The sequence below is a fragment of the Pseudomonas sp. OV546 genome, assembly GCF_900116845.1.
GTDB classification, from domain to species: domain Bacteria; phylum Pseudomonadota; class Gammaproteobacteria; order Pseudomonadales; family Pseudomonadaceae; genus Aquipseudomonas; species Aquipseudomonas petroselini.
Genome location: NZ_FPCE01000005.1, coordinates 379,254 through 396,586 on the forward strand (window position 1 = coordinate 379,254; position 17,333 = coordinate 396,586).

The following is a 17,333-nucleotide window of genomic DNA, read 5'->3' on the forward strand; positions in this document are numbered from 1 at the left end:
ACAACTCGTACAGAGGGGTATGACGAGATAAACCTCCGCAGATTTAAACCCGCGCCCAAGAAAAAGCCCCGCGCTTCTCTCGAAGGCGGGGCTTTTTCACTGCGAGGCCACTCAGTGAGCGTAGGTCAGCAACAGCTCTTTCGGCACTTGGAAATCCAGGGACATCATCACGCTGAGCGCGGTGATGGTGAAGATCGAGAACACGAACAGCTTGCGGGCCCAGACGGTGTCGTCCACCGCCTTGTAGCCGGTCCAGGCCATGTACAACCAGTACATGCCCATGGCCGCCGCGACGGCGAGGTAGCTCATGCCGGCGTAGCCACTGAAGGTCAACATCAAGGTCGCCACGAGGAAGGCCAGGATGTACAGCAGGATGTGTTTCTTGGCGACCTGGATGCCACGCTTGACCGGCAATACCGGAATCGACGCAGCCAGGTAGTCGTTGAAACGGAAGATCGCGATGGCGTAGGAATGCGGCATCTGCCACAGGCTGAACATCACCAGCAGCACCAGCGCAGCCATGTCGAAGCTATTGGTCACAGCCACATAACCAATCACCGGCGGCATCGCCCCCGACAGACTGCCCACCAGCGTGCCGTGAACCGACTTGCGCTTGAGGTACAGGCTGTAGAGGCCGACGTAGATGACAAAGCCGATCACGGCAAACAACGCCGCCAACGGATTGGCCACCTTGTACAACAACACCACGCCGGCGACACCCAGGACGGTCGCGAAGATCAGTGCCAGCTTCAGGGAGATCAGGCCCTGGACCAGCACGCGATTCTTGGTGCGCTCCATCTTGATGTCGATGTCGCGGTCGATGCAGTTGTTGAATACACAACCGGAAGCTACCACCAGGGACGTACCGATCATCGCAGCCAGGAAGATGGCCAGATCGACATGTCCCTGGGAGGCCAGGAAGAAACCGCCCGCCACAGAAAGCACGTTACCGAAAATGATCCCCGGTTTGGTGATTTGGATAAAGTGCTTAAGCGACATCGGGTCTTACCTCACTTCGCCATCATGAACGTATGGATGCTGAACATGATCCATATCGACAGGCCAACCAGCAGCAGGATTACTAAGCCTGCGAACACGAACGCAATCACGTTATCGCGCTGCTCTTTAGAGCGGTCCAAGTGCAGGAAGTACACCAGGTGAACCAGCACCTGAATCACCGCGAACGCCAAGACAATCATCAAGGTGATCGACTTCGGCAGGGTCGGGTACATCACCAGACCGAACGGGATGAGCGTCAGGATTACCGACAGGATGAAGCCGATAGCGTAAGACTTAACGCTGCCGTGGCTCGCATCATGGCTGTCATGGTCATGGGAGTGTGCATTAGCCATTACAGAGTCCCCATCAGGTAAACAACGGTGAAGACGCAGATCCAGACCACGTCCAGGAAGTGCCAGAACAGGCTCAGGCAGCTCAGGCGAGTCTTGTTGGTGTTGGTCAGGCCGTGTTTATTGACCTGATACATCATCACCGCCATCCACAGCAGGCCGGCCGTTACGTGCAGACCGTGGGTGCCGACCAGCGTGAAGAACGCCGACAGGAAACCGGAACGGTGCGGGCCGTAGCCTTCGGAGATCAGCAGGTGGAACTCGTTGATCTCCATGCCGATGAAGCCCAGGCCGAACAGGAAGGTCAGTGCCAACCAGCTCAGTACGCCTTTTTTGTTGCCCTTGTAGAAGGCCAACATGGCGAAGCCGTAGGTGATCGAACTGAACAACAGCAAGGCAGTTTCGCCGAGCACGTAAGGCAGTTCGAAGATGTCGTGGCCCGACGGGCCACCCGCTACGTTGTTTACCAGTACCGCGTACACCGCGAAGATCGACGCAAACAAGATGCAGTCGGTCATCAGGTAGAGCCAGAAACCGAAAACGGTCATCGGCCCCGAGTCGTGGTGATGGTCATCGTGCCCATGGTCATCGACATGGGCGTGTCCAGCATTGGTCACTAAGTTCGACATGGTTTAAGCCTGTTCCAACGAGGTTTCTACACGGTTGGCCGGGATTTTCTTCTCGGCGACCAGGCGAGCGTGTTGCTCGGCTTCGATGCGTTCGATCGTTTCGACCGGCACCATGTAGCCTTGATCATCACGTGCAGCGTGGACGATGAAGTAACCGATGGTGCCCACCAGGCCCACGATTGCCAGCCACCAGATGTGCCAGATCATCGCGAAACCGAACACGGTCAACAGCGCACCCATCACCACGCCAGTGGCGGTGTTGTTTGGCATGTGGATCGGTTCGTAGTGCTTAGGACGCTGGTACGCAGTACCGTCTTCCTTGGCTTCGGTGAACGCATCAATGGTGTTCGCAGTCGGGATCACGGCGAAGTTGTAGAACGGTGGTGGCGACGAGGTCGACCATTCCAGGGTGTGGCCATTCCATGGGTCGCCGGAGTCGCAAGCGTTCTGCTTACGGTCACGGATGCTCACGTACAGCTGGATCAACTGGCAGGCGATACCCACAGCGATCATGATTGCACCGAACATGGCGACGTACAGATACGGCACCCACTCAGGGTTGGTGGTGGCGTTCAGACGACGGGTCATGCCCATGAAGCCCAGTGCATAGAGCGGCATGAACGCGACGAAGAAGCCCGAGATCCAGAACCAGAATGCAGCCTTGCCCCAGCCTTCGTGCAGCTTGAAGCCGAACGCTTTCGGGAAGTAGAAGCTGAAACCAGCGATGTAACCGAATACAGCACCACCGATGATCACGTTGTGGAAGTGAGCGATCACGAACAGGCTGTTGTGCAGGACGAAGTCAGCACCCGGGATGGCCAGCAGTACGCCGGTCATGCCGCCGATGGCGAAGGTCACCATGAAGCCCAGGGTCCACAGGACCTGGCTGGTCATGCGCAGACGGCCGTGGTAGATGGTGAACAGCCAGTTGAATAGCTTCACCCCCGTCGGGATGGAAATCAGCATCGTCGCCAGGCCGAAGAAGGCGTTGACGCTGGCCCCCGAACCCATGGTGAAGAAGTGGTGCAGCCACACCATGAAGCCCAGTACGGAGATTGCGCCCGATGCGTAAACCATCGAGTGGTGACCGAACAGGCGCTTGCCGGTAAAGGTCGAGATCACTTCGGAGAAGATACCGAACGCTGGCAGGATCAGGATGTACACCTCAGGGTGACCCCATGCCCAGAACAGGTTCACGTACATCATTGGATTGCCACCAAGTTCGTTGGTGAAAATGTGGAAATCCAGGTAACGGTCAAGCGACAGCAGCGCCATGGTAGCGGCCAGGATCGGGAACGAAGCCACGATCAGGACGTTGGCCCAGGTGCAGGTCCAGGTGAAGATCGGCATGTCCATCAGTTTCATGCCAGGGGCGCGCATTTTCAGGACGGTGGCCAGGAAGTTGACCCCCGTCAGTGTCGTCCCGAGTCCTGATAGCTGTAGCGCCCAGATGTAGTAGTCCACACCCACGCCAGGGCTGTATTGCAGGCCCGACAATGGCGGATACGCAACCCAACCGGTCTTGGCGAATTCGCCGACACCCAGGGACACGTTGATCAGCACAACGCCGGAAACCAGCAGCCAGAAGCTCAGGGAGTTCAGGAACGGGTAGGCAACGTCACGGGCGCCAATCTGCAGCGGCAAGGCAAGGTTCATCAGGCCGGTGAAGAATGGCATCGCCATGAAGATGATCATGATCACACCGTGGGCGGTGAAGATCTGGTCATAGTGTTCAGGTGGCAGGTAGCCAGGCGAACCCTCGGTGGCCATGGCCAACTGGGTACGCATCATGATGGCGTCGGCAAAACCACGCAGCAGCATGACCATGGCCACGATGACGTACATGACACCGATTTTCTTGTGGTCGACCGACGTCAACCACTCGGTCCACAGGTAGGTCCACTTCTTGAAATAAGTGATTGCTGCAAACAGTGCCAGACCACCCAGCGCGATCATGGCGATGGTAATCATCACAATCGGCTCGTGGAACGGGACCGCATCCCAACTTAATTTACCAAACATCGTTTACTCCTCTGCCCCAGCAGTTGAATGCGAGCCCGTGTCAGAACCTTCAACCGCGGCCACTTCTTTCTTCTCGTGCTTGACCGGCTTGCCTGGTTTCATGCCTTCGTACTTGTCGACGATTTTCTGAAACAGGTTCGGCTCATACGTGGAGTACAGGGCGACTGGGTTGTTCTGGCTTGGTTTGGTCAGGGCGTCGTATTCAGCTTGATCAAGCTGTTTAGGTGCGGCCTTGACTTCGGCTACCCAGGCGTTGAAATCTTCCTGGCTCGTCGAGATGGCTTTGAATTTCATGCCGGTGAAGCCAGCGCCGCTGTAGTTCGCGGAGATGCCTTCCATTTCAGCTTTTTCGTTGGCGATCAGGTGCAGTCGGGTCTGCATGCCTGCCATCGCGTAGATCTGACCGCCCAGGGCAGGGATGAAGAACGAGTTCATCACGGCGTCGGAGGTGATCCGGAAATTAAGCGGGGTGTTTTCCGGGAAGCGGATCTGGTTAACGGTGGCGATACCCAGGTCCGGGTAGATGAACAGCCACTTCCAGTCCAGCGCGACCACTTCGATGTTGATCGGCTTGACGTCGGACTCCAGCGGACGGTACGGGTCCAGCTCGTGGGTCGACTTATAGGTGATGTAACCCAAGGCGATGATGATGAGGATCGGAACCAGCCACACCGCGATTTCGATCTTGGTGGAGTGCGACCACTTCGGCGCGTAGGTCGCGTTGGTGTTCGACGCGCGGTATTTCCAGGCGAAGGCGAAGGTCATGATGATCACAGGCACCACGACCAACAGCATCAGCAGGGTGGCGGTGATGATCAGGTTTCGTTGATCCAGACCGATCTGTCCTTTTGGGTCCATCAAGGTCCACTTGCAGCCTCCCAGCATTAACATCATGCCCAGCAGCGGCAAAAAGCCTAGTAATCGGGGGTACCTGTTTTTACTCATCTCACGACCTCTAAAGCAGCTTGCGCAATGCAGTTGGGTTTTGATCGCCAACACTTCACCCTGCCAAGGGTTGGCATTTCTCTTCGATTGAATAAGAGCCTGCCCGTCACGCCATAACTGTACGTTTCACGGACCTGCGGTGAGTTCTTATTCGATTTCGTGGTTAAAGGCCTTGTTACAGACCAATTCCATTTGGTGCGGATAGTTGAAAGGCTGCCGGAACCTTGGGGTCGCACAGAGCCATCCATCTGCCCCTCGACCGCTCCAGTGCTCAAATATTGAACAGCACAGGACATTCAGTGCGGGCGATTGTAGTTAGCTAGCGATGTATAAACCATGTCTTATAAAGAAATAATTTTTATCGATTACAGCAATAATCCTTCACCATTATTGCAACGGTTCGCGATCTTATCGCGTTCAATTCTCAACAAAAACCACAAAAATTGCCGTGTTATAGGGCAATCCGCCACAGCCCTTACAGCGCGTAAGGGCATGCCAAACCGATGCAACCCCCCATAAAACAAGGCATTCGGACATCACCGAATCGCTGATTCGGCGTGAGGTGCGTGGCATTGGCGCAACCACAAACTGACAGCACATCTTGGCCGTTTGATGCAAATTTAAGCAGCCGTTTGGCCGGTCAGAAACGTCCTGCGGACGCTTCCGTGTGACAACATGTCGCACGCTGAGCGCACCTGAAATTGTCCGGCGTCACGTTCTGTTCACAAATCCCCACAAGCAAAAACGCCCCGGCCTTCCGTTAAGAAAGACCGGGGCGTTTGGGTGATGGGCTCAGGCTGTGTGCTGGCGATTCCGGTAGATGCCCAGCGGTACCAGGATCACCGTCAGCACGAAGGCGACCAATGCCCACTGCGCCAGCGACAGGCCGAGTACGGGTGGATAAGGGGTACTGCAGAAGCCGTCGACCTGGAAGCCCAGGGGAAACACCTTGGCCAGGGGCAGGTCATCGACAATCGGTTGCAGCACATCGATGCCGCAGCTCACCTGAGGGAAGAACTGGGTGTACACATGATGGCCGGCGGCGGCCACCCCGCCGAGGGCGCTGAGTATCACCAGGCCTTCAAACAGCGTGAGGGCGCCTTTGGTGCGCATGGCTGCGCCGATGAACGCGAAGATCGCGATCAACAGCAAGGCGTAGCGTTGCAGGATGCACAGCGGGCATGGGGCCTCGCCCAGTACGACCTGCATGTAGAGCGCACCGCCGATCAGCGCCAGGCAGATGATGCCCAGCAACACCAGAAAGCGCCGCTCCCTGCCTAAACGCAATTCGTCACTCATCTCCGTTTCCCTTTGCCTGATTGTGGTTGTGGCGTATGGCCGCAAGTTTACACACAGGGAGTGGTTTAAACAGAGGGGGTTAACGGGGGATTAATCATGGGAAATGTTGTGGCGGACCTGTGGCGAGGGAGCTTGCTCCCGTTGGACCGGGCTGGCGCTCCAGTGCGCAGCGCTCCCATCTTTTTAGGGCCGCTTCGCAGCCCAACGGGAGCGAGCTCCCTCGCCACAGGTTATGTGTACCTATTCCAGGGCCGCCGCTGGGCCGAAGAATTCGTAGCGGCTTTGTTTTTCGGGGACACCCAAGGCTTTGAGGTGGCGCTTGATCGCGGCCATGAAGCCTTTGGGGCCAAGAAAATAGGCATCGATGTCGCGCTGCTCGGGCAACCAGGCGGCCAGCTGTTCCTGGCTCAGCAGGCCGACGTTGTCCGCTGCGGGGCTCACGCCGTCGTCTTCGGCGTAGCAGTAGTAACGCTTGAGTTGCGGGTGCTGGGCCGCCAGGGCATCCACCCAGTCGCGGAACGCATGCACGGCGCCATTACGTGCGCAGTGGATAAAGTGCACCGGGCGCTCAGTGGCCAAGGCCGCTTCGAGCATCGGCAAGGTCGGCGTGATGCCTACCCCGCCGCTGATCAGCACCAACGGTTTGTCGCTGGCCGCCAGGGTGAACTCGCCCGACGGCGGGAACAGGTCGATGGTCGCCCCGACGTGCAGTTGGTCGTGCAGGTAGTTGGACACCCGCCCACCCGCTTCGCGCTTGACGCTGATGCGGTACTGGCCCGCATCGGTCAGGGCCGACAGCGAATAGTTGCGGCGTACTTCTTCACCCTCCAGCACCAGCTTCATGCCGATGTACTGGCCAGGCGCGGCGGCGAGGACCGGGCCATTATCCACCGGGGCGAAATAGAAGGAGGTGATTTCAGCACTCTCCTCCACGCGCTTGACCAGCGTGAACGGCCGCGCACCGCGCCAGCCGCCGGGGGCCTGGGCTTTCTCCTCATAGATCGCCGCCTCGGCGCCAATCAGGATATCCGCCAATTGGCCGTAGGCTGCACCCCAGGCATTCATCACCTCGGGGGTCGCGATCTCGCTGCCGAGCACTTCGGAAATGGCGCGCAGCAGGCAGGCACCGACGATCGGGTAGTGCTCCGGCAGGATCTGCAGTGCCACGTGCTTGTTGATGATCTTGGCCACCAAATCGCCAAGCTGGTCCAACTGGTCGATATGCCGCGCGTACATCAACACGCCGTTGGCCAGGGCGCGAGGTTGGTCGCCGCTCGCCTGGTGCGCCTGGTTAAACAGCGGGCGAACCTCCGGGTACTCAGAGAGCATCATGCGGTAGAAATGGGTGATCAGCGCTTCGCCACCGCTTTCCAGCAGCGGCACGGTGGATTTGACGATGGCACGGTCTCGGGCACTAAGCATGGGAGCCTCCTGGGCTTCTTCACTGATTACCCTGACTCACTCAGTATTCGTGCCAACTTATAAACCGATATTTTTCAATGGTTTAAATGACTAGTAGTCAATATGACTTCCTACAATCTATAGTCATAAGGACTACAAGGAGTCATTATGACTGCGAAATCACTGCTCACCACCCTGCTGCCCTTGGTCGCCGACCTGTCCCGCGAACTGCCCGAAGGCGAGCGTTACCGCCGCCTGCTGCAAGCCATGCGCGCCCTGCTGCCCTGCGACGCCGCCGCGCTGTTGCGCCTGGACGGCGACTCGCTGGTGCCGCTCGCCGTCGACGGTTTGAGCGCCGATACCCTGGGCCGGCGCTTCAAGGTCAGTGAACATCCGCGCTTCGCCGTATTGCTGAGCAGCCCCGGCCCCACGCGCTTCGACAGCGACAGCGAATTGCCCGACCCCTACGACGGCCTGGTCGATGGCCTGCACGGCCACCTGGAAGTGCACGACTGCATGGGCTGCCCACTGTTTGTCGACGACCATCCCTGGGGCTTGCTGACCCTGGACGCGCTCGACACCGAACGTTTCGAACGCGTTGAGCTGGATGCCTTGCAAGCCTTCGCCAGCCTCGCCGCCGCCACCGTCAACGTCGCCGAGCGCATCGAGCGCCTGGCCCTGCGTGCCGAAGACGAACACCAGCGTGCCGAGATCTACCGCCAGGCCAGCGGCCAGCAGCACAAGGAAATGATCGGGCAGAGCAAAACCCACAAACGCCTGGTGGAGGAAATCAAGTGGGTGGGCGGCAGCGACCTCACCGTGCTGATCACTGGCGAAACCGGCGTGGGCAAGGAACTGGTGGCCCAGGCCATTCACGCCGCCTCACATCGCGCGGACAAACCGCTGATCAGCCTCAACTGCGCCGCCCTGCCGGAAACCCTGGTGGAAAGCGAGCTGTTCGGCCATGTACGCGGCGCCTTTACCGGTGCGCTGAACGAACGCCGGGGCAAGTTCGAGTTGGCCAATGGCGGCACGCTGTTCCTGGATGAAGTGGGCGAGCTGTCATTGACGGTACAGGCCAAGCTGCTGCGGGTGCTGCAAAGCGGCCAGTTGCAGCGCCTGGGGTCGGACAAGGAGCATCAGGTGGATGTGCGCTTGATCGCCGCCACCAACCGCGACCTCGCTGACGAAGTACGCAACGGCCGCTACCGCGCCGACTTCTACCACCGCCTCAGTGTGTACCCGCTGCAAGTGCCGGCGCTGCGCGAGCGCGGGCGCGATGTGTTGCTGCTGGCCGGTTTCTTCCTTGAACAGAACCGCTCACGCATGGGCCTGGGCAGCCTGCGCCTGACCAGCGATGCCCAGGCGGCACTGTTGGCCTATAACTGGCCAGGCAACGTACGAGAGCTGGAACATTTGATCGGACGCAGCGCGCTGAAAGCCCTCGGCAACTGTCGCGAGCGTCCGAAGATTCTCAGCCTGAGTGCACAGGACCTCGACCTGCCCGATATCAGCGCGCCGGTGGTCGAAGCGCCGGTCGACACCGGCCTCGCTGTCACCGGCGACCTGCGCCAGGCCACCGAGCAATACCAACGCCAGGTCATCAGCGCCTGCCTGGAACGCCATCAGCACAACTGGGCCAGCGCCGCTCGCGAACTGGGCCTGGACCGCGCCAACCTCGGCCGCATGGCCAAGCGCCTGGGGATGAAATAAAAGGATTCCCCCAATCTAAATGGGGGCTTGCCTGTGATAGCGGTGAACCAATCAAAGATAAGGCGGCTGACACACCGCCATCGGGGGCAAGCCCCCTCCCACACTAGACAGCCTTCGCCTCGAAAACCGGGCTCGTAACCTTAGGCTTACGAAACACCAACACATTCCCCACCATCACCAGCACCAACCCCGCCAACGCCGGCGCGGTCCACTGATACCCCTCGGCAAACGCCGACACATTCAACGCCACCACCGGGAACAGCACCGTGCAATACGCAGCACGCTCCGGCCCCATGCGCCCCACCAGCGTCAGGTACGCCGTGAACCCGATCACCGACCCTGGAATCACCAGGTACCACAACGCCCCGACATACCGCGCACTCCAGTCCATCTCGAACGGGATCCCGCGCACCGCGCAATACGTTGCCAACATCGCCGCGCCATACGCCATGCCCCAGGCATTGGTGGTCAACGGCCTGAGCCCAGCCTTCTGCTGCAGACTCGAGAGCATATTGCCGGCCGAAAAACACATCGTCCCCAACAATGCCAAGCCCAGGCCAAGCAGGGTCTGCGGGCTAGCGGTATGCCCCACCACTTCCGGCCAGAACAACAAGCCCAACCCGGCCAACCCCAGGCCGCCGCCCATCAACACATTACGCGCGACCCGCTGGCCGAAAAACACCCGGGCATTGAGTGCGTTCCACAACGTGGCCGTGGAAAACACCACCGCCACCAGGCCGCTGGGGATCCATTGGCTGGCGGTCAGGAAGCACATGAAGTTAACGCAGAACAGGCACAAGCCCTGGGCGACGCAGATCAGGTGCCCGCGGCGGTTCATCACCTGCAACTTGCGGCTCAGCAGCAACAGTGCAAACAGCACCAGCGCCGCCAGGCCGAAGCGATACACGATGGACACAGGAATCGCCACCACGCCCAGCTGCCATTTGAGGGCAATCCAGGTGGTGCCCCAGATCAGCACGGTGAGTAAGTAGAGGGAAAGGTTCATGACGGGCTCCGGTGATTGAACCCCAGTGTCACCCTGCCCCCGCGGAAGGGTCTTGCACAATCTTGCGCTTTTGTCGGGCAGCGGGAGCACAGCGCCAGCATCGCGGAGTAGGATGCAAGGCGTCGGAGAGTATTCACCATGCCAGATCTGGAATCCCTGCAAGTCTTTCAAGCGCTTAACCGCTCGCCCAACGCACGGCTCGAAGCCTGCGCCGAGCTCGGTGACGGTTTGTCTGCAGCTTTGTGGAGCAACCACCACGACTCGCAGGATTACCAGGCGCCCAGCCATCACACCCTGTCATGCTACATCGGCGGCGGCACCGGCACGTTCCGGCGCGACCAGCCCGGCACCAAGGGTGGGCCGGACAAGCTGTGCATCCTGCCCGCCGAGCATCAATCGGCGTGGGTGATCAATGGCGAGATTCGCCTGGCCCATGTGTATTTCAGCCCGGAGCAATTTGCCCTCGGTTGCATCACCCTGCTCGACCGCGAGCCCCGCGCGTTGCAACTGCGGGAAAGCACCTTTCTGGAGGACGCCAGCCAGGCCCGACGCTTTCACCAGTTGATCGCCCTCAACTGGCACGAACCCGCCGAGCGCCTGCTGACCAGCAGCCTGGCCCATGAAATGCTCAGCCATACCTTGCTCAGCCAGGTAGGCGCGCGCGAGGGGCTGCGTTTGAAAGGCGGGCTGGCGGCGCATCAACGGCGGCGATTGGTGGAGTACATCGACCAGCACCTGGAAGACCCGATCAGCCTGGGCCAACTGGCCGGGATGTGCGCGTTGTCCGAGTACCATTTCGCGCGGATGTTCCGCCAAAGCTTCGGCCTGCCGCCCCATCAATACCTGCTGGCACGGCGGCTGACCCGCGCCCAGGCGCTACTGCGCAGCGGCGCCTTGCCCCTGGGCGAGATCGCGTTGCTGTGCGGTTTCTCCAGCGCCAGCCACTTCACCCATCGTTTTCGCCAAGCCATGGGCGCCACGCCCGGCGAATACCGGCAGGCGCTCGGCGCTTAGGTCATCAACCCCAGGGCCTTGGCCTTGGCCACCGCTTGTGTACGTCGCTCCACACCCAACTTGCTGTGGATGCGCCGCGCATGGGTTTTGACGGTGTGCAGGGAGATAAACAGCCGATCGGCGATTTCCAGGTTGGAGTTGCCAAGGGCGATCAACTGCAACACTTCCAATTCGCGCTGGCTCAGGGGGTTGTCCACCGCGCCCGGCGTTGACGCCTGCGGCTCCATCCCCAGCTCACTCAACAACCCCGGCGAACGCAAACGCAGTTCACGAATCGCCTGCTGCACCTGACAACGACCGGCCAGTTCCAAGCCGGTTTGCAGCGAGCGACGCGCCAGGGCAGCGTCGCCCAATTGCCAGGCCACTTCACCCAACACCAGGTGCAGCTCGGTTTCCAGGCAGAGCATGCCGCGCTGGTGGGTGGTTTCCAGCAAGGCACTGAGCCGCGCCACCGGTTGTTCGGCGCAGCCCAGTTTGACCTCTGCCAGCACCAGCAAATATTCCAGGCGCGGAATCAATTCCAGGGTGGCCGGCGGCGCCTGTTTGGCCAGGGGCCCACGGAAGTGGCGGAGCACACGGCGCACCGCTTCTGCCGTCAGTTCGGCGCGACCTTGCTGCAGCCAGAAATGCCCGCTGACCAACAGCAGCACCGCACGGTACACCGTCTCGGGCACCTGGCGTTGCTGCATCAGCCGTTCCGCGTCGCGCAGCTGCACAAAGGCCTGGGCGTAGTCGCCACGGTTGGCGGCCAGCAGGGCCAGGCCGAGAAACCCATAAAGGACGCGCTTATCCTGGCTGTGCAGGCACATTTTCAAGCCTGCCTGGAAACAGGCGTCCGCCAGGCTGTCTTGCCCCTGGCGCAATGCCAGGTGCCCGCGCCGCAGGGCAATACGTCCCACCAATGGCCCGGCCTTGAGCCGCTGTTTGAGCAACATCGCCTGCACGTTTTCCAACAAACTCTGTGCCCGATAGGGTGCACCGCGCTGTTCCAGCAACTGTGCGTGATCCAGTTCGAGCAGGGCCTCGAGCAACAATGAACCCTGGGCGCGCGCCAGGCAGAGCGCTTCACGGTTCAGGGCCTGGGCAATGTCCAGCTCGCCGCGCAGCAAGGCTTGCTGGGTCAGGCCTGACAGACACATCAACCGCGAGGTCCAGGCGCTGTCGGGCAAGGCTTGCAACGCTTCAAGGAAATGCTCGCGGGAACGCTCGGCGTCACCGCCCAAGTGCAATAGCCAGCCCCACTGCGCTTGCCAGCGCGCGAGTAAATGCCGCTGCAGTGCCGCCGTCGGTTGCGGAGCGAAGCGCGCCAACTGGTCGATGCATTGCGCGGCCTGGTCGAAGCGCCCGGCGAACAGCAGCGCCGCCGTCACCAGCCCCACCAGTTGCGCCGAGCCGAGCATCAATTCGTCGCCGTGCTGTTCATGCAGGCGCAACAGCAACACCGCGTTCTGCTGACGGAACAAGTCCTCGAAACTGAAATGCTGTAACAGGCTCACCGCCACTTCATATTCTTCGGCCAGCAGCGCTTGTTCAAACGCAGCCTGCCAGTCCTGCTCGGTGGTGAACCACTGGCAGGCGCGACGGTGCCAGGAACGTTTGGCCGGCCAGGGCTCATCGCGCAGCAATTGGGCGAGCGGTGGAAAAACCTGCAACCAGTCGGTGTCTTCCCAAGGCTGGATAAATGCACCGAGGGCCTGTAGGTCGCGCAGGTAGTGGTCACCGTCGCCAAAGCCGAACAGGTGCTCGCACAATCCGGTGTTGAAGCGCGGCAGATGGGCGAGCACGCGCCAGGCTTCGGCCAGTTCCGGCGGCAAGGTACTGAACAGTTCGTGCTGCAAGTAGTCGAGCAAGGTCTTTTCCGGGTGCCCTTCCCCGAGCAAAGCGATACGCACACCGGCACACCAACCGCCGCTGAACTGCAGCACGCTGTCGACAGAAAGCCCCAGCGCCGGATTGAGCAGTTGCTGAATTTCCTCAGGGCTGAACGCCAGATCGGCACCGCACTCCAGCAACTCATCGTCGAGCAGCAACCGTGGCCAATTGCACATCGGCCGGCGCCGCGCCCCCAGCCACCACGTCAACGCCGGGCTGCTGACGGTGAGCAAGCGGTCGAGCAACGCGTCGGTATCGGGGGTGGGCAAGCGACAGAAGTCATCGAGAAACACCCATGCCGGCGTCTGCCACTGAGTGAGGTCCAGCAACAACGTCGCTTCATCGGTGAATGACAGGCCAAGGTTCTGCGCCAGGCGTCGGCAAACGTCGACCGGGCTTAAGGCAACACCGTTGAACGGCAGCCAGTACACCTGGCACCCCACCGGCGCCTGCAATGCACACTCGGCCAGCAACGCACTCTTACCGCTGCCACCCGGGGCGCACAGCAATTTGACCCTGACCTGCGCCGCCAGCAAAGGCTCGGCCAGGCGTGGGCGCAGCAGATGGTGGGCGGACAGCCGAGGCATGAATCCAGGACGGTCCAGGCAGCGTGTCATGGCGGTCATTGCTGCATCCTGCGTTCTTATTGTTATGCAACCAGGCACCTACCCTAGTCCTGTGTTTGGCGGTTGTTGAAGAAGTATTCAGCGGGGTGATTTCCAGCCATGCATAAAACCCCATGTGGGAGGGGCGGTGCGACGATTCGACTTGCTCCCGATGGCGGTGTATCAGTCGACCCATCCATTGACCGACACGCCCTCATCGGGGGCAAGCCTCCTCCCACCTGTTTGACCCTGCTTCGATCCGGATCAGCGCACCCCTTCAGCCCTCAGCGCAGCCGGCGTGTAGTCCGCCGCCTTGGCATTGAAACCAAACACAAAGCTGCTCTTCTCCTCGTTCTTCATGCCCAGCGCGATGTAGCGCCCGGCGATGATGTCGTAGAGGGTTTCCACGGTGTACGCCGGGGTCTGGTGGTTGTAGTAGAACTGCGCATGACCTTCGGCAACCCGCCACAGTTGGCCACGGCCGTCGTAGTGGTCCACCAGCGCCACCTGCCAGCTGTCCTCGTCGATGTACATGTGGCGCTTGGCGTAGATATGCCGCTCACTCGGCTTGACCGTGCCCACCACTTCCCACACGCGGTGGAGCTCATAGCGGGTCAGGTCCTGGTTGATGTGGCCGGCCTTGATGATGTCGTCGTACTTGAGCGTCGGTTGGTCGAGCTTGTAGCTGTTGTAGGGGATGTACATCTCCTTCTTGCCCACCAGCTTCCAGTCGTAGCGGTCCGGGGCGCCGGAGAACATGTCGAAGTTGTCGGAGGTGCGCAGGCCGTCCGAGGCGGTGCCCGGCCCGTCATACGCCACTTGCGGCGCACGGCGTACGCGGCGTTGGCCGGCGTTGTAGATCCAGGCCAGGCGCGGCTCTTTCACCTGGTCGAGGGTTTCATGCACCAGCAACACATTACCCGCCAAGCGCGCTGGCGCGGTCACCGACTGCTTGAAGAAGGTCAGCACGTTGGCGGCCTTGGCCGGGTCCATGTCGGGGATCAGTTGCGGCACGGCCACTTCTTCCTCGAAGCGGATCGGCGTGTAGCTGCCGTTGGTCTGCGGCGTGGCCTGGGTGATGATGCGCCGCAGGTTGCCGCCGTGATAACGGGTGATGTGGTTCCACAGCACCTCCACGCCATTCTTCGGAATCGGGAACGCGTAGTAGCGGTTGCCGGTGAAGTTCTCCAGGCCGTTGCCGTCGTTGATCGGCTTGACGTTCAGCGCGCTGCGCTTGATCGATTCGTAGATCTCCGGCGGCAGGTTGACCGTGCGGTGGGTCGGGTACACCGGGATCTTGTAGGTCTCGGGGTAGCGCTTGAACATCGCCACCTGGCCGTCGGAGAGTTTGTCCTTGTACTTGTCGACGGTGGCGGCGGTGATCACGAACAGCGGCTTTTCACTGGCAAATGGATCGGCCAGGAAACCCTTGCTGTCCACCGCACCGGCGTTTTTCGGAATGCCGCCGGTCCAGGCCGGAATCGAGCCATCGGCGTTGCCGGCTTTTTCGGCGCCTACCGGGGTCAGGGTGGTGCCGAGCTTGGCGGCTTCTTCCGGTGACACGGCGGCCATCACGTTGGCTGCCAGCAGGCTGAGGGCCATTACCGCAAATATCTTACGCATAGAGTCTTGTCCTTCTTTAAGCCAGATCAGAAGTTCACGCCGAAGCTGAGGGCGAGGAAGTCACGGTCGGTCAGGGTGTTGTAGTCGCCACCAAAGAAGTCGGTGTAGCTGAGGCTCGCGGTGTAGGTGTTGCGGTAGTCCGCATCCACGCCAACACTGATGGCCTTGGCGCCTTTGTTGAACAGGCCGTTGGGGCCGTAGCCGGCAACGTCGTGGGACCAGGAGAGGTTGGGCTTGAGGTTCACCCCGGCAATCGCGTTGTTGTAGTCCAGGATCGCCCGTGCGCGGTAGCCCCAAGAGGTAGAGGTGACAAAGCCGTCGGTATCACCCTGAAAACCGTAGGCGCCGTAAACCGAGTCTCGGCCGTAACGCAGTTTGGATTTATCTTCCAGGCCGGCGACATGCACAACAGCCGCTTCGCCCACCAACGTCAGGCGCTCGGCGCCCAGGACCTGGTCGAAGAACTGGGTCATGGTGCTTTGGATCTGGGTGATTTCCTTGCGGCGGTAGCCTTTGTTATCGTCGCCGAAATTGCTGCGGATCGGCGAGGCGGCCTGGCCGGCGACAGGGTTGATCAAGGCCAGGGTCAGGTCCGTGGTATTGAGTTGCACCGGGGCATTGGGCCGGTAGCTGATCTCGCCGGTCCACGCCGTGCCCGTGGGCAAGGTGGTGGAGAAGCTGGCGCCGAACAAGCGGATATCTTCGGGATAATCCAGGTAGTACTGGCCACGGCCAAGCATGAGGCTCTGGACCAAGCCCGCGCCGGAGCCGGGCGCGATGCCGTTGGCGGCGCCGGAGATAGCGCCCAGGGTGGCCAGGCTGGTGTTGTTGGTGATGGTCCCCACCGTTGGCGTACGGCTGTGATAGTTCATGAAGTACAGGCCGTATTCGGTGTCATCCCCCAGCCAGCGCAAGGCGGTGCCGAACTGGCCGGAATCCCGCGCATCACGGTCGCCGGCACGCCGCACGATCACCCCTTCATTGGTCACGCCAAATCCTTGGCCGAACGCCGCCGCCACAGGTTGCAATGGCCTGATCGCCGGGTTCCCGACGGTGTAGTTGTTGGTGCAGCCGTCCGCCGCCACATCGCCACCAAAGAAGGTGCCGCAGTTGTCCAGCACCGTCTGGTCCCACTCCAATTGGTAGAAGCCTTCCAAGGTCAACTGGTTGGTCAGGCTCTGGGAAGCGAACAGCATGTTGACCGGAATCAACCCTTCCTTGATCTCGGCGCCCGGCCGACGAAATGCCGAGACGTCGATGGGGTTGATGCTGTTGATGGAGTTACCGATGAAGGTGCTTTCGCCCCAGCTCACCACCTGCTTGCCCACCCGCACCGTGCCCGGCAAATCACCCAGCGAATAGTTGTGGTAAACGAAGGCGTCGAGGATTTGCGCGCCGCTGGACTTGGCGCCTTCCTTGCGGTTGTGGTTGCTGATCGGCTTGAACTCGCGGTCTTCGTCCTGGAGCTCGAAGTCGTACCAGTACTTGCCGCGCACAAATAAGCCCGTATCGCCGTACTTCAATTCAAGGTCGTGCAGGCCCTTGAAGATCTTGGAAAAGGTTTCGCCCTTCTTGAAGTTCAGCCGGCCGTCATCCCCGGTGGACGCTTGCCCGGTGCCGCCATTGACGGTGCCCACCAACTTCTTGTCCGCATCGCGCATGCCCCAACTCGCGCCCACCGACAGCGAGGAATCGAATTGCCCTTCGATCTCGCCAATGTTGAACGAAACAGCCTGTGCCTGCGCACAGCAACCCAACGCAACCGCAGCGGCCAGCGCCTGTGGCTTGAAGATGGCGCGCATTGTTGTTTTTGTCATGCGTCTTCCCCGGTGAGTGACAGAAGGCCCCACCCTAC

At 60.6% G+C, this 17,333-nt stretch carries 13 protein-coding genes; 2 read left to right on the plus strand and 11 right to left on the minus strand.

Annotation, left to right across the window (positions count from 1 at the left end; all coding sequences use genetic code 11):
- Window positions 1–111 precede the first annotated feature (111 nt).
- The 7 genes from cyoE to hmpA form a co-directional block, all read right to left on the minus strand.
- Window positions 112–999: a heme o synthase gene (gene cyoE / locus BM403_RS14510; RefSeq protein ID WP_015885812.1), complete on the minus strand. Its 888-nt coding sequence runs from the start codon at window positions 997–999 to the stop codon at window positions 112–114.
- A gap of 11 nt (window positions 1,000–1,010) precedes the next feature.
- Entirely contained in the window at window positions 1,011–1,352 is a 342-nt protein-coding gene (gene cyoD / locus BM403_RS14515) for a cytochrome o ubiquinol oxidase subunit IV (RefSeq protein ID WP_010206434.1), read from the minus strand.
- Window positions 1,352–1,978, minus strand: coding sequence for a cytochrome o ubiquinol oxidase subunit III (locus BM403_RS14520; protein WP_010206435.1), 627 nt, complete (start codon window positions 1,976–1,978; stop codon window positions 1,352–1,354). Before BM403_RS14520 ends, cyoD begins: the two co-directional genes overlap by 1 nt.
- A gap of 3 nt (window positions 1,979–1,981) precedes the next feature.
- On the minus strand, window positions 1,982–4,000 hold the full coding sequence (gene cyoB, locus BM403_RS14525; RefSeq protein ID WP_015885813.1) for a cytochrome o ubiquinol oxidase subunit I: 2,019 nt from the start codon (window positions 3,998–4,000) through the stop codon (window positions 1,982–1,984).
- Window positions 4,001–4,003: 3 nt separating this feature from the next.
- Window positions 4,004–4,945, minus strand: a complete 942-nt coding sequence (gene cyoA / locus BM403_RS14530; protein WP_043205874.1) for a ubiquinol oxidase subunit II — start codon at window positions 4,943–4,945, stop codon at window positions 4,004–4,006.
- 792 nt (window positions 4,946–5,737) lie between these two features.
- Complete coding sequence (locus BM403_RS14540; RefSeq protein ID WP_015885815.1) at window positions 5,738–6,244, minus strand: disulfide bond formation protein B; 507 nt, start codon at window positions 6,242–6,244, stop codon at window positions 5,738–5,740.
- A 240-nt stretch (window positions 6,245–6,484) separates the two neighbouring features.
- Window positions 6,485–7,666 (minus strand): NO-inducible flavohemoprotein, encoded by a 1,182-nt coding sequence (hmpA, locus tag BM403_RS14545; RefSeq protein WP_093543359.1) that lies wholly within the window; start codon window positions 7,664–7,666, stop codon window positions 6,485–6,487.
- A gap of 147 nt (window positions 7,667–7,813) precedes the next feature.
- Between hmpA and norR the strand changes: the two genes are divergently transcribed.
- Window positions 7,814–9,358, plus strand: coding sequence for a nitric oxide reductase transcriptional regulator NorR (gene norR, locus BM403_RS14550; RefSeq protein WP_093543361.1), 1,545 nt, complete (start codon window positions 7,814–7,816; stop codon window positions 9,356–9,358).
- Between the two features lie 103 nt (window positions 9,359–9,461).
- Here norR and BM403_RS14555 read toward each other — a convergent pair whose 3' ends face one another.
- Window positions 9,462–10,364: a DMT family transporter gene (locus tag BM403_RS14555; RefSeq protein ID WP_043205876.1), complete on the minus strand. Its 903-nt coding sequence runs from the start codon at window positions 10,362–10,364 to the stop codon at window positions 9,462–9,464.
- A gap of 138 nt (window positions 10,365–10,502) precedes the next feature.
- Here BM403_RS14555 and BM403_RS14560 point away from each other — a divergent pair, with 138 nt between their 5' ends.
- On the plus strand, window positions 10,503–11,378 hold the full coding sequence (locus BM403_RS14560; protein ID WP_093543363.1) for a helix-turn-helix domain-containing protein: 876 nt from the start codon (window positions 10,503–10,505) through the stop codon (window positions 11,376–11,378).
- On the opposite strand, the gene BM403_RS14565 is transcribed toward BM403_RS14560, so the two are convergent.
- From BM403_RS14565 to BM403_RS14575, 3 genes are all read right to left on the minus strand, one after another.
- Entirely contained in the window at window positions 11,375–13,876 is a 2,502-nt protein-coding gene (locus BM403_RS14565) for a LuxR C-terminal-related transcriptional regulator (protein WP_093543365.1), read from the minus strand. The genes BM403_RS14560 and BM403_RS14565 overlap by 4 nt on opposite strands.
- 243 nt (window positions 13,877–14,119) lie before the next feature.
- Window positions 14,120–15,478, minus strand: coding sequence for a DUF1329 domain-containing protein (locus BM403_RS14570; protein ID WP_015885821.1), 1,359 nt, complete (start codon window positions 15,476–15,478; stop codon window positions 14,120–14,122).
- 26 nt (window positions 15,479–15,504) lie between these two features.
- The gene (locus BM403_RS14575; protein ID WP_093543367.1) at window positions 15,505–17,295 is read right to left on the minus strand and encodes a DUF1302 domain-containing protein; all 1,791 of its coding nucleotides are present in this window, start codon (window positions 17,293–17,295) and stop codon (window positions 15,505–15,507) included.
- Window positions 17,296–17,333 lie beyond the last annotated feature (38 nt).